The following is a 21,839-nucleotide window of genomic DNA, read 5'->3' as shown; positions in this document are numbered from 1 at the left end:
CTCCCCCGACCCCGGTCCAGAAGGCCCCGAAGAAGCACCGCATGGTCCCCACGAACGTGGGACGCATGCGCGAGCTCGTCGAGAAGGCCCGCGCCGGCGGCGACCCCAAGCGCATCGAAGCCCAGAAGAAGAAAGGCAAGCTCACCGCCCGCGAGCGCATCCACTACCTCCTCGACGAGGGGAGCTTCCAGGAGATCGGGCTCCTCGTGAAGACCCGCTGCAACGACTTCGGACTGCGCGAGAAGGACATCCCCGGCGACGGCGCCATCACCGGCTTCGGCCGCATCAACGGCCGCGAGGTCGCGGTCTTCTCCCAGGACTTCACGGTGCTCGGGGGCTCGCTCGGGCTCGAGCAGGCCAAGAAGATCTGCCGCGTCATGGACCTCGCCTACGAGAACCGCGTGCCGCTCATCGGCCTGCTCGACTCGGGCGGGGCGCGCATCCAGGAAGGCGTGGACTCGCTCGACGGCTACGGAGAGATCTTCTATCGGAACGTGAAGTGCTCGGGCGTCATCCCGCAGATCTCCGTCATCCTCGGGCCGTGCGCGGGCGGGGCCGTCTACTCCCCGGCCCTGACGGACTTCGTGTTCATGGTCGACGGCATCAGCCACATGTTCGTGACCGGTCCCGACGTCGTGAAGGCGGCGACCGGGGAGGTCGTGACCTTCGACGACCTCGGCGGCTCGAAGCCGCACTCCTCGAAGTCCGGCGTCTGCCACGTGGTCGCCGCCTCCGAGCAGGACTGCTTCCGCCAGATCAAGGAGCTCGTCAGCTACCTCCCGCAGAGCCGCTTCGAGAAGCCGCCGCACGTCCCCAGCCCGGACCCCATCCGGCGCACGACGCCCGTCCTCGAGGCCCTCTGCGAAGTGGACCCGCGCAAGCCCTACCGCGTGCACCACGTCGTCTGGCAGATCGCCGACGAGCACAAGTTCTACGAGATCCACGCGGAGTTCGCCAAGAACATCGTCGTGGGCTTCATCCGCCTCGGGGGGGAGGTCGTCGGCGTCATCGCGAACAACCCGGCCCACAAGGCCGGCGCGCTCGACATCGACTCCTCCGACAAGGCCGCGCGCTTCATCCGCTTCCTCAACGCTTTCAACATCCCCATCCTGACCCTCGTCGACGTCCCCGGCTACTGGCCGGGCGTCGAGCAGGAGCACGCCGGCATCATCCGCCACGGCGCGAAGCTGCTGCACGCCTACGCCGAAGCGACGGTGCCGAAGGTGACCGTCGTCCTGCGCAAGGCCTACGGCGGCGCCTACATCGCGATGAGCTCCAAGCTCATGCGCGGCGACTTCAACTACGCGCTGCCCTGCGCCGAGATCGCGGTCATGGGCCCGCGCGGGGCCATCGAGATCCTCTACTCGCGCGACATCTCCGCGGCGGAGGACAAGGACGGGCTGCGCCTCAAGCTCTCCAAAGAGTACGAGGAGCGCTTCGCAGCGCCCTACCAGACGGCCTCGACCGGGTCGGTCGACGAAGTCATCGAGCCGACGCAGATCCGCTACACGGTCATCCGCGCCTTCCAATTCCTGGCCGATAAAAGGAAGCCGGGAGAACTCCCGAACCGGGGGAACATCCCGCTCTAAACGGCGAGGGGGCCTGTCCCAAGGCGACCTCCCGTCGCCTGCGGTGCTCAGACGACGACGGCAATTGCGCTCCTCGGCGACGGGGCCTTCCTTGGGCCACCCCTCGCCGTCTAACAAACGAGAAGCCGCCCGCTTTCCGAAGCGGGCGGCTTCTCGTTTATCGACTTCGGAGGGAGAGGGCGGCGACTTCCTGGCGGCATTTGCACGACACCATGCCTATGTCAACGCCCGCCGATCATGGGTACGACTGCAGGCGCGCGGCGGATGCGTGGGGTAACCACCCCGCCCTCTGGCGCCGGGGGGGGTGCCATCAACCAATACGCCCTCTTTTTGATCGCCACGGCTCGCGCGCAGCTGCACCCACTCAAGATTTAAACCTCATTCCCCGCATCCCGTCTGGGATCCGGTTCTGCTGTCGTCCGGCGTTCCGATTTATTGCTTCAACATGAGCCGTTTATGAGCCATAATATTCCTCGAATATGACTCATTCCAAGGAGACAAGACCCATCTGGCCCGGCGCTTGCAGCCCTCTCAAAGAGAGCAAGCGCCGGGACACGACTCCGACGGAGCAGGCCCGGGCCCTGGCCGCCGTGACGGAGGCGCTCAAGGAGCTCGACCGGGACGGCGTGAGCCGGGTCCTGCGCTGGGCGGCGGAAGCACACGGGCTGACCCGCTTGGAAGGAGCCGCCCGCGGCGGGGACCTCCGCAGAGAGAGCCTCGATTTCCCGGACCCGGGAGCCCTCCTCGCGGCGGCGGGCACATCGGGCAGCGCCGAGCGGGCCCTCCTGGCGGGCTTCTGGCATCAAGTCGTGCGGGGAGAGACCGACTTCGACGCCTTCTCCGTCAACCGCGCCCTCAAGGGGCACGGAGAAGGGCTCCCAAACGTGACCAAGACGCTCTCCTCCCTCATGGAGCGCGCCCTCGTCGTCTCGCTGCGCAAGGGGGGGAAGACGAAGCAGGCGCGCAAGCGCTACCGCCTGAGTCCCTCCGGCGTCGAGCGCGCCAAGGCCCTCCTCCGCTCCCCCTGACCTGACGGGGAAGCGGCCGTTTTGCTATCCTTCCCGTCAGTGATGAGCCCCCGCCTGCGCATCCTTCCGCTCCTCCTCGCCCTGGCCGCCTGCTCCGCCCCGACCTCCTCCGTCCGCCGCGCTCCGTCCTCGTCCGGGCCCTGGCATCTCGTCGCCGACGAGACGGCCCCGGAACTGACCCCGGAAGCCGCCCGCGCGGAGCTCGACAAGCTCGTCGCCGCGTACGGGCTGGCTCCCGGAGACTTCGCCGCGAGCGCCGTGAGCCTGCCGAAGGGAGAGGCCCTCTGGGAGCTCGAGCCCGAGCGCCCGATGATCCCGGCCTCGAACATGAAGCTCCCGCTCTCCGCGGCGGCGCTCGACCTCCTCGGCCCCGACTTCCGCTTCCGCACCGAGCTCAAGCTCGAGGGCGGGAAGCTCTACGTCGAGGGCCACGCCGACCCGAGCATCGAGGCCGCCGATTTCAAGGCGATGCTCGCGCGCCTGCGCGACCTGCGCGGGAAGGACGCGCTCAAGGAGTTCGGAGGCGACGTCGTCCTCGACGATTCCGACTTCCCGGTCTACGACCGCATCGACCCCGACTTCCTCGACTCCGCCTGGTCGAACACGTCCTACGGCGCGCTCGCCGTCGATCACAGCCGCGTCACCCTGCAGCTCGCCGAGCGGCCCGGAAAAGGCCTCGCGGCGCTCGTGGCCCCCGACCCCGAGGGCTTCGCGGTCGAAATCGCCTCGCGGCCGCTCTCCTTCGAACCCCATTACAAGCCGCAGTACTCCGTCTCCTTCGACGAGGGCCGCGGCCTGCACGTCATCACCCTCTATCCGCCGCTCGAGCCCGGCCGCTTCACCCTGCCGGTGCGCCGCGCCAGCGAGCACTTCGGGCGGGTCTTCGCCCGGGTCGCCCGCTCCTCCGGCGTCGAGGTCCGCAGCGTCGCCCGCGGGACGACGCCGCGCGGCGCGCGGCCCCTGCTGTCGCGGCCGAGCCGCCCCCTGCGGGAACTCCTGCGCGCGATGAACCTCGAGAGCGACAACCAGATGGCCGAGCATCTCGTGCTCGCGCTCGCAGCGAAGACCGGCGGCCGCACGCGCGAGGACGGCCTCGCGGCTCTCTCGCGCTTCCTCGTGCGCAAGGCCGGCTGGAAGGAAGGAAGCTTCGTCGTCCCCAACGGCTCCGGCCTCTCCCGGGCGGCGCGCGTCAGCCCCGCCCAGCTCACCCGTCTGCTCACCTACATGCGCGCCCGCCGCGACCTCGACGGCGCCCTCGAGAGCTCGCTCCCCATCGCCGGCTGGTCGGGGACCCTGCGCCGGCGGCTCGTCGGCTCCTCCTCCGTCCTGCGGATCGCGGGGAAGAGCGGCATGATCGACTACGTCCATTCGGTCTCCGGCTACGGCGTCGACGCCGGAGGGCGCCCCTTCGCCTTCGCGCTCATGGCCAACGACGCGGAGGGCCTGCGCCGCACCGCCGGCTGGACCGCGCTCCAGCGAGAGTCCGAGGCCGAATGGAAGCGGAGCACCGACGTCAACGAGCGCTTCAAGGAGCTCGAGGACCGGGCGCTCGAGGTCCTGCTGCGGGTGCGGACCCCATGATCGAGCGACTCCTCGCCTTCGGCGTCCCTTTCCTCTGCGCGCTGCTCGCGGCGCTCTTCCACTCCCCGCGCTGGTGGTGGGCCGTCGGAGCCCTCCTTGCCGCCGGAGCCGGCTGCCGCGTCCTCTATCTGCGCTGGCCATGGGCGCCCCCGCGCACCGTCGAAGTCGGCGGAGAGCGCTATCCGCTCGCCGAGGCGCTCGACGTCCTCAAGGCATCCGAGTTCTATTCCCTCTGCGAGACGCATAAGCGCGCCGCGGTGAAGGGGGGGAAGGACGTCATGCGCCGCCTCATCGCCGAGATCCTCGGCAGCCGCGACGTCCAGGAGCGCCGGACGATGACGGCCCTTCTGCACCGCACCGTGCCGGTCTGCGCTTCCTGCGGCCGGCCCATGCCCGAGAGTTTCCAGAACCTCGAGTGGATGGAGGCGGCCGGGGCCTCCTACGCCGTGCTCGACGAGGCCGGCAAGCCCTCCGGGAACTGCTCGCGCTGCGGGAGCGCCGAATTCCTCTTCGTCTATCCCGCGCCGGGAGGCACGCCATGACATCCGCCGTTGGCAAGCGCTTCGTCGTCGCCGTCGCCGGAGGCTCGGGCTCGGGAAAGACGACCTTCGCTCGCCGGGTCCTCGAGGAGAGCCGCAAGGCCGGCATCTCCGGACAGATCTTCTCGCTCGACAACTACTACAAGCCGCTCGAGAACCTGAGTCTCGAGGAGAAGAAGGCCTACAACTTCGACCACCCCGACGCGCTCGATTTCAAGCTCGCTCTCCGCCAGCTCAAGCAGCTCTGCGCCGGAGAGGCGATCGAGCAGCCGATCTACGACTTCAAGACCTCCGCGCGCGAAGAGCGCACGCACCGCTGCGAGCCCACCCGTCTGCTCATCGTCGAGGGCCTCTACGCGCTCTACCCCGCCGACTTCCTGCCGCTCTATCACTACCGCATCTTCGTCTCCACCGGCCTCGCCACCGCCGTCCTGCGCCGCCTGCAGCGCGACATCGAGGAGCGCGGCCGCGACATCCAGGGCTCCAAGCACCAGATCCTGACCACGGTGCTGCCGATGTACGAGGACTACGTGAAGCCCACGCAGAGGAACGCCCACTTCTCGATCAGCTGGGAAGGCGAGGAGATCCCGGAGAAGGCCACCGAGGGCCTGACACGGATGGTGCGCGACTTCTTCAGGTAGGACGACCCATCGCGCGCAGGGTCACGCCCGGCACGGGCTCCCATCGGGTCAGCGTCTCGAAGCCCGCGCGCGCATAGAACCCCTCCGCGCCCGCCCCGCAGATCAGGTGCGCGCCCGGTACGCCGGCGCTCCCGAGCTCCTCGAAGAGCCTCCCCAGCAGGACCCGCCCGACGCCCCGGCGCTGGAAGGCCGGGGACACGTTCATATGCAGGTGCGCGGGATAGCGCGCCTCGATGCGCTCCCGCTCCGAGGGCGGCAGCTCCCCCGGGTCGACTTCCAGCGCGAAGGAGCGGCGCAGGAAGGAGCGCACGGCGGCGGAGCGGCCCCAGCGGCCGGAGAGCGCGCCGAGTACGAGGGGGAGGCGCTGGCGCAAGCGCCGCTCGCGGCGGAAGCGCGGGGTGTCGGGACAGCCGGTGAGGTAGCCGGCGAAGCGGCCGTCGACGAGCGCCGCGAACGTCCAGCCGGGACGCAGGAGCCGGTAGGGGTCGACCCAGAACTCCGCGAAGAAGTCCTTCTCGCCGTCTCCGACGCCGCGGCCCTCGCGCGCGAGCGCGCCGCAGAGCTCGCGGGCCGCGGCCCAGTGCTCCGCGGAGCGCAGCCGTCCGCAGAGGACGTCCATGGCCCGATCAGCGCGCCGCCCTTCCGACGGCGCCCGAGCCGCCGGAAGGACGGTGCGGGAGGAGGGCCGTCAACGCACCGCTGCCGGGACCTTGAAGTCGAGGACGTCGCCGACCTTGATCTTGTGGCGCATCGCGGCGCCGGCGGGGAGCTCGAGCACGTAGAGGCCCTCGCCTCCGCGGCGCGCGATCTTCTCTTCCGGCGTGTCCTTCGCCGAGCGCGGCACGTCGCGGTGCACGACCGCGACCCTCCGCGCGGCGTCGAGCCAGACCATGTCGAGGTCGACGTAGGTGTTCTTCATCCAGAACTCGAGGCGCTCCGCCTTCGGGAAGACGAAGAGCATGCCGTAGTCGGGGGCGAGCTTCTCGCGGAACATGAGGCCGGTCTCCCGCGCTTCGGGCGTGTCCACGACGTCGGCGACGAGCAGCGCCCGATCGGGCAGGACGATGTTGGCCTTCGCCAGCAGAGACATCTTCTGCGCGGAGAGCGGCACGGGGGCGATGAGGGCCTGCGGCTGCGGGACGCCGGGAGGGGGACCGGCGCGCGACTCATCCTTCTTCACGGAACAGGCGGCGAGCGCGACGAGAACGGACAGCGCGAACAGGGTCCTCATGGGCGTCCTCCGGGCGGCGGCAGGGGTTCGACCGACTGGAGCGAGCGCAGACGCTCGAGCACGCGCCGGTCGTCCTCCCGTGCCGCATCATAGGATTTGTCGAAATCGAGGGCCAGCTCCCCGGCCAGAGCGCGCAGGGCGGCGCCCTTCTCGCGCCGACCAGCCAGATAGGAGAGGGTCTTGCCCCCGCCCTCGGCCAGGCGCACGAGCTGGCAGAGTTCGAGCCGGTAGAAGCCTCGCGCGACGAGGGGTTCGAGGTCGCCGGACGGAGAGGTCGTCGAGATCCCGACGCGCAGCCAAGTCGTCGCGTCGTAGCTCAGCGCGAGCGCGAGTCCGACCGGCGCGGCGGTGGCGCGCTCGACCCCTCCGCGAGCGCCGAACGCGTCGGGGCCGAAGGCGGTGCCGAAATCCACCGACTGCTGGGCCGCGCAGGGCGCGGCGAGCAGGAAGAGCGCTCCGAGGAGGAGCCTCATCCGCGCGCCTTCTCCCCGGAAGCGGGGAGCGCCTTCATCCGGAGGACCGCCGCGCGGGCGGCATCGAGCCAGTCGCGCGTGCTCCACGCGCCGAGCCGTCCGTTGAGCGCGCGCTCGAGGTCGTGGACGAACAGGCCCTCCGCGGCGCCGTCGGCGTAGATCCCGCCGACGGCCGCGTCCAGGCGCCGTCGGAACTCCCCGGGGCCGTCCTTCGCGCGCTGATGCAGGCCCCAGTCGACGATGTTCCCGACGATGAGGCGGACCTCGCCGACGCGCGCGTAGGCGTGCCAGTCCTTGAGGATCTGAGCGTACTGCGTCCGGTCCGCCTCGTACATCATGAGAGCGCAGGCGTCCGCGCCCGCGTCGGTGAACATCACCGGGTCCTGCCCGTGATGCCGGCCGCGGTCCCAGGTGAGCGTGAAGGCCCACAGCGGCTTGTCCGAGCGCAGGCCGCGCCGGATGAGGCGGATGGCCTGCGCGGTGCGATGAGCCCGCCACCACTGCCAGGAGTCGACGAGCCGCATGTCCTTGCGGGCGATCTTGCGCTTCGCGAAGTCGGCCATGCGCTCCTCGCGGCTCATGCGCTCCCAGTTCGCGGGGCGGGGGACCTCGGGCATCTCGGCCATGAAGTCGTCGACGAGCTCGTAGCCGCCCAGCGCGTTGCGGATGTAGTCGAGCCCGACGAAATCCACCTCGGGGATGGCGGCGAAGCCGCGCAGGAGCCGGGCCACGTCCTTCGCGCGCCGCTCGTCACGGATGGAGATCGCGCGGGTCGTCTTCGGGCGGCCGTCCTCGATCTCGAGCGCGTACTCGTAGCCGGGGACGCGGTTCTCGGACGACATCGTCAGGGAGAACATCGCCCAGACGCCGAACTTGAGCCCGCGCCGGTGACACTCGCGCGCCACCTCCGGGATGAGCGGGAGGTTGTGCGCGACCCAGGTCTCGCCCCGGCCCTGGCCGGGGGTCTGACCGCCGAGCATCCAGAAGGCGTCCGCCCCCATGAACTGCGCCCAATCGAGCAGGCCGCGCCAGTCCTTGAGCGTCCCGTCGGGCGCCTTCACCTTGAGGGAGGCCAGGGGCCGCGCGCTCTCCCAGGTCGCGACGGCCATCCGCCGGGGCATGGGGCGCGGGACGCGGCGGAGGATCTCGAAGCCGCCGGTGCGCAGCGCCTTGGTCGCCTCGAGAGGCTCGGAGAGCTCGAGCGCGTAGCGCCCGGCCGGGGCGTTCCAAGGGCAGGGCCAGCGCCCGATCCAGGCGGCCCGCGAGGCGTCCCAGCTCAGGGGAAGCTCGAGGAGCCCCCCGACCGTCGTCACGGGCCGGCCGTCCTTGAGGACGCGCACGCGCGGCGCGTGCGCGCGCCAGCGCGCGCGAAGCGCCGGGTCGCGCGTGCGCAGGCGGGGCTCGACGAACTCGTCGTGGTGGTAAGCGGGGCGCACCGCGTCCAGGCGGACGGCGCCCCAGGAGCGGGAGAGGCGGTAGCCGATGAAGAAAGCCGCGTAGACCGCGAGCACCAGGCCGAGGAGGTTCAGGCCTGGTCGGAATCGATCCATATCGTGACGGGTCCGTCGTTGACGAGCGCGACCTTCATGTGCGCCCCGAACTCGCCGGTCTTCACCGCGACGCCGAGTCCGGCGAGGGCGGCCGCGTAGGCGCGATAGAGCGCCTCGGCGCGCAAGGGCTCCATGGCGCCGGTGAAGTCGGGACGGCGTCCGCGCCGGCAGTCGCCGAAGAGGGTGAACTGGCTGATGACGAGCGCCTCCCCGCGCACGTCGAGGAGGGAGCGGTCGAACTTCCCGCGCTCGTCGGAGAAGATCCGCAGGTTGGCCGTCTTCTCGGCCATGCGGACGGCGGAGGCCTCGTCGTCGCGCGGCCCGACGCCGGCCAGTACCAGGAGGCCGGGGCCCACGCCGCGGCGCTCCCCTCCGGGGAGCTCCACGGACGCCTCGAGGACGCGCTGCAGGACCAGGCGCATGGGGGCCGGGCGTGATTTTAGTATACTTTCCCCGTCGACGACATCGTTCTTCGAGCGAGGTTTCCTCCCATGGTGACAGGTCTCGTCCTCGTCCGTCTGACCGCCGGCCGCGAGCAATCGGTCCTGCAGAAGATCAAGCAGACCAAAGGGGTCTCCCACGTCTCCGCCGTCTTCGGGCGCTGGGACCTCGTTCTCGACATGGAGACCGACGACATGCCGAGCCTTTCGAGCATCGTCGTCAACGACATCCGCTCCATCCCCGGGGTCCTCTCCACCGAGACCCTCGTCACGACCGTCATCTAGGCGGCGGTCTCGACGTGACCGCCGCCGGATTAGACCCGAGCTGTTCCCGGCAGAGGAACCCTCCCGAGCCGATGACGCTCAACGCCCTGCTCGACGAGGCCTCTCTGCGCTGGCCGGCGCGGATCGCGCTGCTCGTCGAAGAGGGGCCGGCCCACGAGCACGTCTCGCCCTGCTGCCGGAAACGCGACGTCGCCGGCTCCGAGCACGCGGTCGCCTACGACGAGCTGCGCTGCCTCGTGCTCCGCGCGGCGGAGGCCTTCCGCGCCAGCGGGATCGCCCGCGGCGACCGGGTCGCCATCCTCCACCGCAACGGACTGGGCTTCGTCGTCGCGTACTTCGGCCTCCTGCGCCTGGGCGCCGTGGCCGTGCCCATCAACTTCATGGTGCAGAAGTCCTCGGAGCTGCGCTACATGCTCTCCGACTGCGGCGCCCGCGCCATCGTGACCCAGCGCGCCTTCCTGCGCGAGGTGAACGCCGCGCGCGTAGGTCTGGCCGCCCTGGAGACCGTCTGGATGACCGAAGGCCCCTGCGAAGGGACGCGGGACTTCTGGGCCGCCCTCGCCGACGCGCGTACGCCCCAGTGTCCGAAGTGCGGGGCGGGGGAGGACGCCGAGGACGCCGCCGCCCCCGACGACGTCGCCGCGGTGCTCTATACCTCCGGGACCACCGGCGAGCCCAAGGGCGTGATGCTCACGCACGCGAACATGGTCGCCAACGCCGATTCCTCGATCCTGTTCTTCGATCTCAGCGAGAACGACGTCTTCCTGTGCCTCCTCCCGATGTTCCACACCTTCGCCTGGACCGCCTGCATCGTCCTCCCGCTGCGCATCGGAGCGAAGGTCGTCGTCGTCACCTCGATCACGCCGCCGAAGCCCTGGCTCATGCGCATGGCGCGCCACGGGGTGACCTGCTTCTTCGCCGTGCCGCAGCTCTACGCGGTGCTGGCCAAGCAGGCGACCGGCCTCAAGCGCTGGGTCCTGCGCTGGTACGTGTTCCGCAAGGTCCGCTTCTGCGTCGCCGGAGCGGCCCCGCTGCCCGAGCGCGTCTCGCGGGACTTCCTCCGCGCGGTCGGCCACGAGATCCTCGAGGGCTACGGACTCACCGAGACCTCCCCGATCGTGAGCGTCAACCGGCCCGGCCGCAGCCGCCGCGGCAGCGCGGGCCCGCCCATCGACGGGGTGAGCCTCCGCATCGTCGACGGGCAGGGCTGCGAGCTCCCGCCGGGCGAAGAGGGGGAGATCTGCGTCCGCGGCCACAACATCATGAAGGGCTATCTGAACCGCCCGGAGGACACCCGCGCCGTACTCTCGGAGGACGGCTGGCTGCGCACCGGCGACGTGGGGATCGTCGACGCGGACGGCTTCCTCCACATCCGCGACCGCATCAAAGACATGATCATCATCAAGGGGCTGAAGGTCTTCTCGGCCCAGGTCGAGGCGGCGATCCTCGAGCACCCCGGCGTCCAGGAAGCCGCGGTCGTGGGGATCCCCGACGACGTGGGCGACGAGACGATCAAGGCCTTCGTCGTGCTCCGGCCGGGGTCGAAGGCGACGAAGTCCGACCTGCTCCAACACTGCCGCCAGCGCCTCGACCCGTACAAGCGTCCCCGCGACATCGAGGTTCTCGGCGAGATGCCGAAGAACTCCCTGCAGAAGGTCCTCAAGCGCGAGCTCCGGCGCCGCGAGCTCGACCGGAGGGTCTCGTGAAGCCCCGCGCGACGCGTCTCCCCGCGACGGCCGCGAAGGCCCTGCGCGCGCACCCCCTGCTCGCCGCGCTCGAGGAGTGCTCCCGCGCAGCCGCCCCGGCGAGAGGCGTCTGGCTCGTCGGAGGGGCACTGCGCGACGCCCTCCTCGGACGCCCGGTCCTCGACCTCGACGCGGCCGCCGTCGGAGCGCACCTCCTCGCGCAGCGCCTGGCGCGGCAGACGAAAGCCTCCTGCGTGGTCCTGGACGCCGAGAACGGCGTCTACCGCGTCGTCCCGCGGGGCGGAGGCCCCCACGTCGACGTCGCCGAACTCCAAGGGAAGGACATCCTCTCGGACCTCGGGCGGCGCGACTTCACCCTCAACGCCCTTGCGCTCGAGCTCCCGCTCGCGGCCGGAGCCCCGCTCCTCGACCCGCACGGCGGCCTCGCCGACCTCCGACGGCGGCGCCTGCGCCGGACGACGACGAAGGTCTTCCGCGACGACCCGCTGCGCATGCTCCGCGTCTTCCGCATCGCGGCGCAGTGCGGCCTCCGCGTCGAGCCGGCGACTCTCTCGGCCGTCCGCCGTGAGCGGGGGCTCCTGCGGCGCTCGGCGTCCGAACGCGCGCGCGCGGAGCTGCTGACCCTGCTCGCGGTCCCCGACAGCGCTCCCTGGCTCAAGGCCATGGACGAGGTCCGCCTCCTCACGGCGCTGCTGCCCGAGCTCGAATCCTCCCGGACCTGCGCGAAGGTCTACTACGGGGCCGGCGGCGTCCTCAAGCACGCCCTCGAAGTGGTCGCGCGCATGGACTTCGTCCTCTCCGACCTCGAGGCCGTCTTCGGCGCGCTCGGCGCGCGCGTGCGCGAACATCTCCGAGGGCTCGGCGCACCCGCGGGGGACCCGGCCTTCCTCAAGCTCGCCGCGCTGCTCCACGACGTCGCCAAGCCCGCGACCGCCCGCCGCATCGACGGCCGCCTCCGCTTCTTCGGACACGACCTGCTCGGCGGACGGATGGCCGCCGAGATCCTGCGCCGCCTGCGCTGCTCGCGCGAAGAGGTCCGCGTCGCCGCCCTGCTCGCCGAGCACCATCTGCGCCCCGGCAACCTGGCCGCGGCGGACGTCGTCAGCGACAAGGCGGTCTACCGCTTCTTCCGCGACCTCGGGCCGCTCGGGGTGCCGCAGCTCCTGCTCTGCTGGGCCGACCACGCCAGCTACCTCCCGCCCGCGGCCCTGCGCCGCGTCCTGCGCTGGGCGGCGGAGGACCCGCACGGCTTCCGCCCGCCGCGCGCCCTCGACGCCGACACCGCCAAGACCCTGCGCCACCTCCAGCTCGTCTCCTGGCTGATGAGCCGCTGGTTCCTCGCGCCCGCGACCGCGCGGCCCGAGCGTCTCCTCGACGGCAAGGAGGTCATGAAGACACTGGGCATCCCGCCGAGTCCTCGGGTCGGCGAAGCCCTCGCCCTGCTCGAGGAAGCCCAGGCCGAGGGACGCGTGCGCACGCGCGAGGACGCGCTGGCGTTCCTGCGCCGCCTCCCTCCCGCCAAAGACGTCTCTAAGAAGTTAACATAGCCGTAACCCGCACCCCCGTCCCGCCTGCTATACTCGGGTCGTGAGGAGTTTCCTGCCCGCGCTCCTGCTCGCGCTGCTGCGGCTCGCCGCCGCCGCTCCCGCCGCCGCCGCCGACGACGCGCTCCCGGCCCTCTCCAACTTCCAGCTCACGAGCTGCAACGGGACCTACTCCCTGTCCAGCCTCACCTCGACGGGGACGCCGAGCTTCCAGATCGACGTCCAGGACACGGGAGGGGGCCTGCGCGTGGGCGCCCAGCCGCACCTGGCCGGCGCCTCCGCGCTGACGCCCACCGTCCTGATGATGCACTTCGACAACAGCATCGCCGACGACCGGAGCGCCCCGCAGAGCACCGAGAAGACCGCCGGCGTCACCTACGTCGCCTCGCAGGCGAACTTCTCCCAGGCGGGCGCCTGGCCCAACGTGAATCCCGAGTACGTGCGCGCCCTCCGGTCCGCGACGCTGGCCAGCGCCACCGACCAACTCACGCTCCAGGCGTGGGTCTACCCGCAGGATCTCACCCAGCGCCCCATCCTCGAGTTCAACGACGGCACGAACGTCGGCGTCCTCCTCTGGCACAGCGTCGGCACCGCCGGGAACATCTACGCCAACGCCATCAGCAGCGACGGCGTGAACCACCTCTCCTCGACGAGCTACGCGGTCATGACGCAGAACGCCTGGAACCTCGTCACCATGACCCTCGGCAACTCGGGCATGAACAAGATCCTGCGCGTCTACGTCAACGACGTGAAGGTGGGGGAGACCGTCATCCCGGAGATGCTGCCGCTGCGGGTGGACGGGGACCTCTACGTGGGCCACCGCCCGACGGGCGGGGGATACACCTTCTACGGATATATCGACGAGGTACGCGTCCTCACCGCCGCGCTCGGGGCCGAGGGCGTCGCCAACGACTACTATGCCGGGCAGTTCAAGTACTCCTCCACGAGCTCGAACGGTCCCTTCACGACGCGCTATATCGCGGGCGGAGACTACTCGCCCGCCGGCTCCAACGGCTCGGTCGCGAAGCACACCTATACCGCCGCGGCGGTGCCCCTGCGCTCCGGGAACAACTACATCCGCTTCACCTTCCAGGACCGCTCGGGGAACACCATCCAGCAGGACCGCGTCATCAACGTGCAGACGGCGCCGCCCTCGCAGCCGGGGGGCTTCTCGGGGACGCCGACCTCCGCGACCGGCATCACCTGGAACTGGTCCGCCTCTCCGGGTCTCTGCACGGGAGGGACCTACCGATTCTACTCGTGCCTGAGCGGCGTTCCCATCGCCTCGGGCCTCGGAGGCCTCAGCTACCCGGAGGCCGGCTACGGGCCGAACTCGCTGAACTGCCGGCGCATCAGCGCGGTCACGATGTACGGGGAGAGCTCCCTCTCCGCGCCGACGAGCGTCTACACCTGGGCCAACCCGCCGGCGGCCTTCGGGGCGTCCTTCGTCTCGACCGGCAGCCTCGTCGTCACGTGGGGGGACAACGGCAACCCCGGCTACACGCGCTGGGAGCTCAGCGACTCGCTCAACAACTTCGCCACCCTCCGTTCGAGCCCGGTCCCGACGACGGCCAACTACACCGGGCTCTCGAAGGCCGTGGTCTCCCTCTCCCCGCAGACGACGTACTACCTGCGCGTGCGCGCCTTCAACGGAAACGCCTCCGACGGGAACACCCTCGGGGAGGTCTTCACCGCCTTCGCGAGCACGACGGTCCCGACCTTCGGGATCCAGAACGGTCTCGTCGGCCTGGCGCAGGGGCTCACCTCCATCCGCTGGAGCTGGACCGCCTCCCCGAGCGCGCTCGACTACACGCTGGTCGGGACCGGATTGGGGACCCTCACCACGACCGCCGGGACGCTCTTCGACCAGGGAGGCCTCTCGCAGAACACGGAGTACGGCGCGACCCTGCGGGTGCGCAACGCCTCCGGCGTCGGGCCGGACGGCGCCGAGGCGCGCATCTACACGCTGGCCGCCGCGCCGGGCCCGCTGAGCATCACGGCGGTCACCTCCAACACGATCTCCGTGAGTTGGTCCGGCAGCGGGAACCCGCCCGCCGCGACCCTCTACGAGGTCTTCCTGACGACCGATGCGGGCTTCTCCGGCCGCGTCTCCACCTACTCGGTGTCGGCGACCAACCTGACCCTCAGCGGCCTGCTCCCCGCGACCAACTACGCCCTGCGCGCCCGCGCCGTCAACGGCAACGGCGTGGCGACGGCGCCGACGGCGGTCGTCACCCAGCAGACCGCCGCCTCGATCATCGTCTCCTCCGCGTCGACGCCCCAGACGCCCTACGCCCCCATCGCCGGAGCCCTAGGGACCTGGCACTTCGACGAGGGCGGAGGCACGAAGGCGGTCGACGCCTCGGGCCTGGCCAACGACGGGCAGCTGACCTGCACCTTCGTCGCCTGTTCGACGCCGACCTACACGACGGGGCAGACCGGGCTCGGGAAGGCCGTCCGCTTCAGCGGGATCCCCAACACCTACTGCCGCGTGCCGCACGCGGCGAACCTGGCCGGGACCGGCTCGCTGACGGTGCAGGCATGGGTGAACCCCGAGAACGTCAATCAGGTCGCCGACGCCGGCCTCGTCGCCAAAGGAGAGGGGACGAAGGAGTCCTTCGCGCTCGTCATCACCGCCGGGAAGTGGCGCTTCTTCCTGCGCGACGCCGGACTCGGGCTCTATCAGGTCAGCTCGACGCAGTCCATCCGGGTCGGACAGTGGACGCACCTGGCCGGCGTCTACGACGCGGCGGCGCGCACGCTGCGCATCTACGTCGACGGCACCCTCTCCGCCGTCAACAGCGTCGGAATCCCCGCGGCGCGCTACAACGACGCCCACCTCGTCTCGATCGGCGCCCGCCAGCCGCTCGCCGCCGGTTACGACAGCCCCTTCAACGGCCTCATCGACGAGGTCAATCTCGCCGGACGCGCCATGACCGCGTCGGAAGTCGCCGCCTCATGGACTGCGAGCAGGTCCTCGGAACTCTCCCTTCCCTGGCCCAACGCCTCGACGCATCTCATCATCCCGCCCGACACCTTCGGCGGTCCCGCGGACATCTACGCCTCCGCCGACCCGTCCGCGGCGCCCATCCAGGCCTCCGCGGCGACCGTGCTCTCGGCCCTCTCCGCCCCGCCGACCGGGCAGGCGCTCATCCCCGGGACGCTCGTCGAACTGGTCGCGAGCGTGGGGGGGCTCCCGCTCACCGGGAACTTCGCGTCGACCGTCACCGTCTCCCTCCCCTATACGGACGACGACGGGAACGGCCTCATCGACAACACGATCCCGCCCATCCCGGCCGCCGGTCTGAGGATGTACACGCTCGATGAGACGGTCGTGCGCTGGACCGCGCTGCCCACCTCGGTGGACCTCGCCAACAGACGCGTCCTCGGGCAGACCCCCCACTTCTCCGTCTTCGCGGTCTTCGGCCCCAGCGGCATCCGCCCGAACACGGACCAGGTCCGCGTCTACCCCATCCCCTGGCAGCCGGGCAGCGCCGGCCGCTTCGACTCGGCCTCCTTCCTCGGCAAGAGCGGCATCATCTTCGACAACCTCCCCACCGAGGGAGCCATCAAGATCTTCAATCTCGCCGCCGAGTTCGTGGCCGACGTCCCCTTCTCCGCCGCGAACGTGGGCACCGTGGTGTGGGACGGACGCAACCGAGCGGGCCGCGAGTGCGCCAGCGGCGTCTACTTCGCCTACGTGAAGTCCTCGCAAGGCGGGTCGTCGACCGTCCTCAAGCTCGTCATCGAACGATGAGAGTCCTCCTCCTCGCCGTCCTCCTCGCGCTCGCCCCGGTCCCGGAGGCGCGGGCCGCCTTCGATTCGAGCTCGGCGGGCACGGCGACGGGGCAGTTCCTCAAGCTCGGCGCGGACGCGCGCTCGGCGGGCATGGGAGAGGCCGTCGGCGCGGCGGCGGAGGACGCCTCGGCCCTCTACTGGAACCCGGCCGGACTGGCCGCGCTCGAGAAGCGCGAGGTCCTGCTCTCGCACGCCTTCCTCTATCAGTCCCTCTACGCGGACCTGGCCGTCTTCGCCTGTCCGCTGAGTCCCGCCGCCGCCCCGCGCCGGCGCGAGTTCCGGCCCAGCGGGCTGGGGACGCTCGCCCTCGGAGCGCTCTACCTCAGCGCCGGAGACATCCCGGAGATGGACAACTCGGGCACCGCGACCGGCGGGTCGGTCAAACCCTACGACCTGGCGGTCATGGCCGGCTGGGGAGCGTCCCTGAGCGAACACCTCGACGCCGGCATCGCGATCAAGTTCATCGACTCCCGGATCACGCGCTCCGCGCGCTCGGGCGCCGCCGACGCCGGCCTGCGCTGGCACACCCTGCTCGGCGACCAGTGGCCCTACGTCGCCGCCTTCTCGGGAAGCAACTTCGGAGGGCGCCTGCGCTATCGCGAGAAGACCGAGCAGCTGCCGACCGTGCTCCGCTTCGGCCAGTCCCTGCGGCTCATGCGCAACTGGCTGCTCGCCGTGGACGCCGTCGGTCCGAGCGACGGCCGCCCTTACGCGAACGTGGGCAGCGAGACCTCCTGGCCCTTCACCGACGCCACGGCCTTCGTGCGCGCCGGCTGGTCGGGCCGCACGATGATGTCGGACCTCGACGGCATCACCGGCTTCTCCTTCGGCTTCGGCGCCCGCCTGGCCGGGGGGGGCTTCGACTACGCCTGGGCCCCCTACGGCGTGCTCGGCCAGGCCCACCGCTTCGCTTTCACCTACCGCTTCTGAGCCGCCCGCCTCGCCGCGCGCGGCGAGGACGGACTACTTGACTATTTAAGTCAGGATTGGTAGGCTCCCCTTGCGCTCTCCATTTTGTAGGATGGCGCGAGAGCTCCGATGAAGCCCACCGAGAAAGACGTCCTCGACGCGCTGAGGACCTGCAAGGACCCCGAACTCGGACGAGACCTCGTCTCCCTCGGGATGATCCGCGCCGTCCGCATCGAGGAGGGGACCGTCTCCTTCGACCTCGTTCTCACGACCCCCGCCTGCCCGCTCAAGGGCCGCATGGAGGAGGAGGCGCGCGCCGCGGTGCTGCGCGTTCCCGGCGTGCGCGAGGTGCGCGTCCGCATGGACGCCGAGGTCCAGAAGGACGCCCGGCTCGAGTCGGTCCTGCCGCCCGGCGTGCGCAACGTCGTGGCCGTGGGCAGCGGCAAGGGCGGGGTGGGGAAGTCCAGCGTCAGCGTCAACCTCGCGGCCGCGCTGGCCCGCGAGGGCGCCCGCGTCGGCCTGCTCGACGCCGACGTCTACGGCCCGAACCAGCCGCAGATGCTCGGACTGGGGGGACGCCGGCCGAAGGTCGACGCCGAGAACCGCATCCTTCCCCTCGAGAACCACGGGGTCCGGCTCATGTCCATGGGCTTCCTCATGGACGACGACACCCCGGTCATCTGGCGCGGCCCGATGCTCCACGGGGCCGTCCGGCAGTTCCTCGCCGAGGTCCTCTGGGGCGAGCTCGACTACCTTCTCGTGGACCTCCCTCCCGGCACCGGCGACGTCCAGCTCTCGCTCTGCCAGTCCGCCCCCATCGTCGGCGCCCTCGTCGTAACGACCCCGCAGTCGATCGCGGTCTCGGACGTGCGCAAGGCGGTCGCGATGTTCCGCAAGCTCGAGGTGCCCGTCCTCGGCGTCGTCGAGAACATGAGCGTCTTCGCCTGCCCGCACTGCGGGAAGGCGTCCCGCCTCTTCGGCGCGGGCGGAGGGAAGGGCCTCTCCGAGGACTTCCGCATCCCCGACCTCGGGAGCATCCCGCTGGACCCCCTCGTGTGCGAAGGCGGGGAGAGGGGAGTCCCCGTCGTGCTCTCGCATCCGGAGAGCGCCGCCGCCGCCGCTTTCCGTTCCCTCGCGCGGCAGGTCGCCGCGCAGGTCAGCCTGCAGAACCACAACCGCCGAGCGCGCGAAGCCGCGCCGGCAGCCGCATCGGGAGGAAAACCATGACCGTCACCGCCGCCTCGAAGGAGACGACCCCCATCGCCGTCGGGACGCCCGCTCCGGACTTCACCCTCAAGGACCAGAACGACCAGGACTTCCGCCTCGCCGACCATCTCGGGAAGAAGCCCGTCATCCTCTTCTTCTACCCGCTCGACTGGAGCCCGACCTGCACCAACGAGAACGTCTGCTTCTCGCAGGACCTCTCGCGCTTCGGCAAGTACGGCGAGGTCGCCGCGATCTCGGTGGACTCGGTCTGGTCGCACAAGGCCTGGGCCGAGCAGCTCAAGCTCAAGCACCGCCTCCTCTCGGACATGCACCGCTCGGTCCTCAAGGCCTACGGGATGTACTTCGCGCCGGCGAACATCGGCCAGCGCGCCACCGTGATCCTCGGGAAGGACGGCAAGGTCGCGTTCGTGAAGGTCAACGCGGACATCACCAAGGAACGCGACTACTCCGAGGTGGAGCGCTTCCTCAAGACGCTGGCCTGATGGCCGGCACGCTGCGCGCGCTGCTGACGGAGTTCGTCGGGACCTTCCTCTGGGTCTCCCTCGGGGCGGGGGCGGTCTGCGCCGACGCGATGTCGGGCGGCCGGCTCGGCCCCGTCGGCGTCGCGCTCGCCCAGGGCGCGGCCGCCGCCGCGGCCTTCGCAGCCTTCGGTCGCGGCTCCGCCGGTCTGCTGAACCCCGCCTGCACCGTCGCGCTCGCGCTGACCAAGTCTCTGCCGCCGACGCGGGCCCTGCTCTGCCTCGTCTCGCAGCTGCTCGCGGCGGCGCTGGCGGGGACCTTCCTCGCCGCCGTCGTGGGCCGGGCCGCGCCCGACCTGCTCTCGACGGCGCCGTTCCTCGGGGCGGGAGCGCCCGCGCTCGGCTACCGGGCCGCGACGCTCGTGGAGGCCGTGCTGGCCTTCTTCCTCGCGGTGCTCTCGCGCCGGGCGGCGGAGGAGGGCGGCGCCGGCGCCGCGCTCGCCGTCGGAGCCTTCTGCGCGTCGGCCGCGCTCATGGCCGGCGGATGGACCGGAGCCCTCATGAACCCGGCGCGCGCCTTCGGCCCGGCGACCGCGACCGGATACTGGACGCTCCACTACGTCTACTGGGCGGGACCGCTGGCCGGCGCCTTCGTCGGCATCGCCTTCTCGCAATGGGTGCTCAGGAGAAAGACATGATCGGCATCACCGTCACGACGCTCAAGGAGTTCCACGCCGGTACGGAGCCCCTCGCCCTCTTCGCCTATGAAGACGGTATCGCCGCGCCGGGGGTCTCCGCCGCGACGCGCAAGGCCCTCTTCGAGCGGGCCCGCGAGGAAGGCTTCTCCGGCAAGGCGGGGGAGACCGCCGCGTTCCCGGCCTCCGACGGGACGCGCGAGCGCCGCTTCGTCCTCGTCGGCCTCGGAGCGAAGGCCTCCGCCGACCGCGAGGCCCTGCGCAAGGCCGGCGCGGCGCTCTGGAAGGCCGCCCGCGCGCGCCACGAGGTCCTCGGGATGCTTTCCCCGCGCCCGGCCGGGCCGGAACTCGAGGGGCTCCTGCTCTCCTCCTACGCGTTCACGAAGTACAAGAAGCCCGAAACCCCCGACAAGCTCGCCGGCGTGCGCGTGCTCGTCGCGGCGCCCTCCGAACGGCGCAAGGCGGAGGCGGCCGTCGAGAAGGCCCTCCTCCTCGCCGAGGCCGTGCACTTCACCCGCGACCTCGTCAACGAGGCGCCTTCCGACAAGACACCCGAATCCGTCGCGGCCCGCGCGAAGGCGCTCGCCGGCGGCGGCGTGAGCGTGAAGGTCCTGACGAAGGCCGACTGCGAGAAGCTCGGCATGGGCGCGCTGCTCGGCGTCGGGCGAGGAGCGGCGCAGCCGCCGCTGCTGCTCCACCTCGTCTACAAGCCCTCGGGCAAGGCGAAGACGCGCGTCGCCCTCGTCGGCAAGGGCGTCCTCTTCGACTCGGGCGGGCTCTCCCTCAAGCCGGCGCAGAGCATGGAGACGATGAAGTGCGACATGGCCGGCGCCGCCACCGTGCTCGGCCTCTTCAAGGTCCTCGCGCGCCTGAAGGTCAAGGCCGAGGTGCACGGCATCGCCCCGCTCGCCTACAACCTCCCCGACGGGGACGCCGTCAAGCCGGGAGACGTCCTGCGGGCGATGAACGGCAAGACGATCGAGGTCCTGAACACCGACGCCGAGGGGCGGCTCATCCTCGCCGACGCGCTCTGCTACGCCGGCCTTCTGGAGCCGCACGCGCTGCTCGACTTCGCGACGCTCACCGGGGCCGTCGTGACGGCCCTGGGCGGCGGGGTCACGGGCGCCATGTCCAACGACCGCGCGCTCCTCGCGCGCTTCATCTCCGCCGCGAAGTCCTGCGGCGAGCCGGTCTGGGAGCTCCCGCTCTTCGAAGGATACAAGGAGAACATCAAGGGCCGCTTCGCCGACCTGCAGAACATCGGCAAGGCCCGCGGAGAGGCGGGGAGCATCATCGGAGGGCTCTTCCTTCAGGAGTTCGTCCCGCCGAAGACCCCGTGGGCGCACTTCGACTTCGCCGGCACCGCCTGGACCGACGGCGGCAACGACCTCGGCCCGGCCGGCGGGACGGGCGCGCTCGTGCGCGCGAGCGCCGAGTGGCTGCTGGGGCTGCGATGAAGACCAGGAACGGCGCGCGGAAGGGGGAGACCCGCCGCTGGGACGAGTGCGGCGCCGAATACTGCCGCCACAACGGCGGGGTCCCGGGCGTCGCCGAACACGTCCGCGCGATCCTGACGGCGATCGGCGAGGACCCCGCGCGCGACGGGCTGCTCCGCACGCCGGAGCGCTTCGCGCGCTCCTTCGCGGAGCTGACCGCCGGCTACCGCGCCGACGTCGACGAGATCATCAACGAAGCCCTCTTCGACGTCGAGTACGACGAGATGGTCGTGGTCAAGGACGTCCAGTTCTATTCGCTCTGCGAGCATCACCTGCTGCCCTTCTTCGGCAAGGTGCACGTCGCCTACATCCCGACGAAGAAGGTCCTCGGCCTCTCGAAGATCCCGCGCCTCATCGGGGTCTTCGCCAAGCGCCTGCAGGTGCAGGAGCGCATGACCCGCCAGATCGCCGACACGCTGATGAACGCGCTCGCCCCCCAGGGAGTGGGCGTCATCATCGAAGCGCGCCACCTCTGCATGGAGATGCGGGGGGTGCGCAGCCAGCTCTCGCCGACCGTGACGAGCGCGATGCTAGGCGCCTTCCAGAAGGACCCGCGCACCCGCGAGGAGTTCCTCGCGCTCGCGCGGGGGAGCTGAACGGGCTCCCCCGCGGGGCAAGACTCAAAGACTCCGAGGATCGAGAGGAGAGA

At 70.9% G+C, this 21,839-nt stretch carries 20 protein-coding genes; 15 read left to right on the top strand and 5 right to left on the bottom strand.

The genetic code is table 11. The features are described from left to right. The first annotated feature begins 41 nt into the window (after positions 1-41). The 5 genes from WC969_05655 to udk all read left to right on the top strand — a co-directional run bounded on the left by WC969_05655 (position 42) and on the right by udk (position 5,378). Positions 42-1,589: an acyl-CoA carboxylase subunit beta gene (locus tag WC969_05655; protein ID MFA6029317.1), complete on the top strand. Its 1,548-nt coding sequence runs from the start codon at positions 42-44 to the stop codon at positions 1,587-1,589. A gap of 479 nt (positions 1,590-2,068) precedes the next feature. Further along, positions 2,069-2,617 (top strand): hypothetical protein, encoded by a 549-nt coding sequence (locus WC969_05650; GenBank protein ID MFA6029316.1) that lies wholly within the window; start codon positions 2,069-2,071, stop codon positions 2,615-2,617. Between the two features lie 42 nt (positions 2,618-2,659). Continuing rightward, the gene (dacB, locus tag WC969_05645) at positions 2,660-4,198 is read left to right on the top strand and encodes a D-alanyl-D-alanine carboxypeptidase/D-alanyl-D-alanine-endopeptidase (GenBank protein MFA6029315.1); all 1,539 of its coding nucleotides are present in this window, start codon (positions 2,660-2,662) and stop codon (positions 4,196-4,198) included. Then, a complete protein-coding gene (locus WC969_05640) occupies positions 4,195-4,740 on the top strand; it encodes a hypothetical protein (protein ID MFA6029314.1) in 546 nt (181 codons plus the stop codon). The genes dacB and WC969_05640 overlap by 4 nt, the downstream gene beginning before the upstream one ends. Then, positions 4,737-5,378 (top strand): uridine kinase, encoded by a 642-nt coding sequence (udk, locus tag WC969_05635; protein ID MFA6029313.1) that lies wholly within the window; start codon positions 4,737-4,739, stop codon positions 5,376-5,378. The genes WC969_05640 and udk overlap by 4 nt, the downstream gene beginning before the upstream one ends. Here the strand turns inward: udk and WC969_05630 are convergent. The 5 genes from WC969_05630 to dtd all read right to left on the bottom strand — a co-directional run bounded on the left by WC969_05630 (position 5,371) and on the right by dtd (position 9,054). Then, on the bottom strand, positions 5,371-5,997 hold the full coding sequence (locus WC969_05630; GenBank protein MFA6029312.1) for a GNAT family N-acetyltransferase: 627 nt from the start codon (positions 5,995-5,997) through the stop codon (positions 5,371-5,373). The two genes, udk and WC969_05630, sit on opposite strands and share 8 nt — an antisense overlap. A 69-nt stretch (positions 5,998-6,066) precedes the next feature. After that, positions 6,067-6,609, bottom strand: coding sequence for a DUF192 domain-containing protein (locus WC969_05625; protein MFA6029311.1), 543 nt, complete (start codon positions 6,607-6,609; stop codon positions 6,067-6,069). Further along, on the bottom strand, positions 6,606-7,082 hold the full coding sequence (locus WC969_05620) for a hypothetical protein (protein ID MFA6029310.1): 477 nt from the start codon (positions 7,080-7,082) through the stop codon (positions 6,606-6,608). Before WC969_05620 ends, WC969_05625 begins: the two co-directional genes overlap by 4 nt. After that, the gene (locus WC969_05615; GenBank protein ID MFA6029309.1) at positions 7,079-8,632 is read right to left on the bottom strand and encodes a hypothetical protein; all 1,554 of its coding nucleotides are present in this window, start codon (positions 8,630-8,632) and stop codon (positions 7,079-7,081) included. The genes WC969_05620 and WC969_05615 overlap by 4 nt, the downstream gene beginning before the upstream one ends. Continuing rightward, positions 8,608-9,054, bottom strand: a complete 447-nt coding sequence (gene dtd, locus WC969_05610) for a D-aminoacyl-tRNA deacylase (GenBank protein ID MFA6029308.1) — start codon at positions 9,052-9,054, stop codon at positions 8,608-8,610. The genes WC969_05615 and dtd overlap by 25 nt, the downstream gene beginning before the upstream one ends. Before the next feature lie 69 nt (positions 9,055-9,123). Here dtd and WC969_05605 point away from each other — a divergent pair, with 69 nt between their 5' ends. The 10 genes from WC969_05605 to folE all read left to right on the top strand — a co-directional run bounded on the left by WC969_05605 (position 9,124) and on the right by folE (position 21,786). Further along, complete coding sequence (locus tag WC969_05605; protein ID MFA6029307.1) at positions 9,124-9,357, top strand: Lrp/AsnC ligand binding domain-containing protein; 234 nt, start codon at positions 9,124-9,126, stop codon at positions 9,355-9,357. A 71-nt stretch (positions 9,358-9,428) separates the two neighbouring features. Beyond that, complete coding sequence (locus WC969_05600) at positions 9,429-11,063, top strand: AMP-binding protein (GenBank protein MFA6029306.1); 1,635 nt, start codon at positions 9,429-9,431, stop codon at positions 11,061-11,063. Continuing rightward, a complete protein-coding gene (locus tag WC969_05595) occupies positions 11,060-12,610 on the top strand; it encodes an HD domain-containing protein (GenBank protein MFA6029305.1) in 1,551 nt (516 codons plus the stop codon). The genes WC969_05600 and WC969_05595 overlap by 4 nt, the downstream gene beginning before the upstream one ends. A gap of 40 nt (positions 12,611-12,650) precedes the next feature. Next, on the top strand, positions 12,651-16,364 hold the full coding sequence (locus WC969_05590; protein ID MFA6029304.1) for a LamG-like jellyroll fold domain-containing protein: 3,714 nt from the start codon (positions 12,651-12,653) through the stop codon (positions 16,362-16,364). After that, entirely contained in the window at positions 16,361-17,335 is a 975-nt protein-coding gene (locus WC969_05585) for a PorV/PorQ family protein (protein MFA6029303.1), read from the top strand. The genes WC969_05590 and WC969_05585 overlap by 4 nt, the downstream gene beginning before the upstream one ends. 108 nt (positions 17,336-17,443) lie before the next feature. Continuing rightward, on the top strand, positions 17,444-18,541 hold the full coding sequence (locus WC969_05580) for an Mrp/NBP35 family ATP-binding protein (protein ID MFA6029302.1): 1,098 nt from the start codon (positions 17,444-17,446) through the stop codon (positions 18,539-18,541). After that, complete coding sequence (locus WC969_05575) at positions 18,538-19,023, top strand: redoxin domain-containing protein (protein MFA6029301.1); 486 nt, start codon at positions 18,538-18,540, stop codon at positions 19,021-19,023. Before WC969_05580 ends, WC969_05575 begins: the two co-directional genes overlap by 4 nt. Beyond that, positions 19,023-19,697, top strand: coding sequence for an aquaporin (locus WC969_05570; protein MFA6029300.1), 675 nt, complete (start codon positions 19,023-19,025; stop codon positions 19,695-19,697). The genes WC969_05575 and WC969_05570 overlap by 1 nt, the downstream gene beginning before the upstream one ends. Beyond that, positions 19,694-21,151, top strand: coding sequence for a leucyl aminopeptidase (locus WC969_05565; GenBank protein MFA6029299.1), 1,458 nt, complete (start codon positions 19,694-19,696; stop codon positions 21,149-21,151). The genes WC969_05570 and WC969_05565 overlap by 4 nt, the downstream gene beginning before the upstream one ends. Beyond that, positions 21,148-21,786 (top strand): GTP cyclohydrolase I FolE, encoded by a 639-nt coding sequence (folE, locus tag WC969_05560; protein MFA6029298.1) that lies wholly within the window; start codon positions 21,148-21,150, stop codon positions 21,784-21,786. Before WC969_05565 ends, folE begins: the two co-directional genes overlap by 4 nt. The last annotated feature ends 53 nt before the right edge of the window (positions 21,787-21,839 follow it).

The sequence above is a fragment of the Elusimicrobiota bacterium genome (genome assembly GCA_041660925.1).
Classification (GTDB): Bacteria; Elusimicrobiota; Elusimicrobia; order UBA1565; family UBA1565; genus JBAZUV01.
The sequence above is the reverse complement of the archived record's forward strand: the minus strand, read 5'-3'. Positions and strand labels throughout refer to the sequence as shown.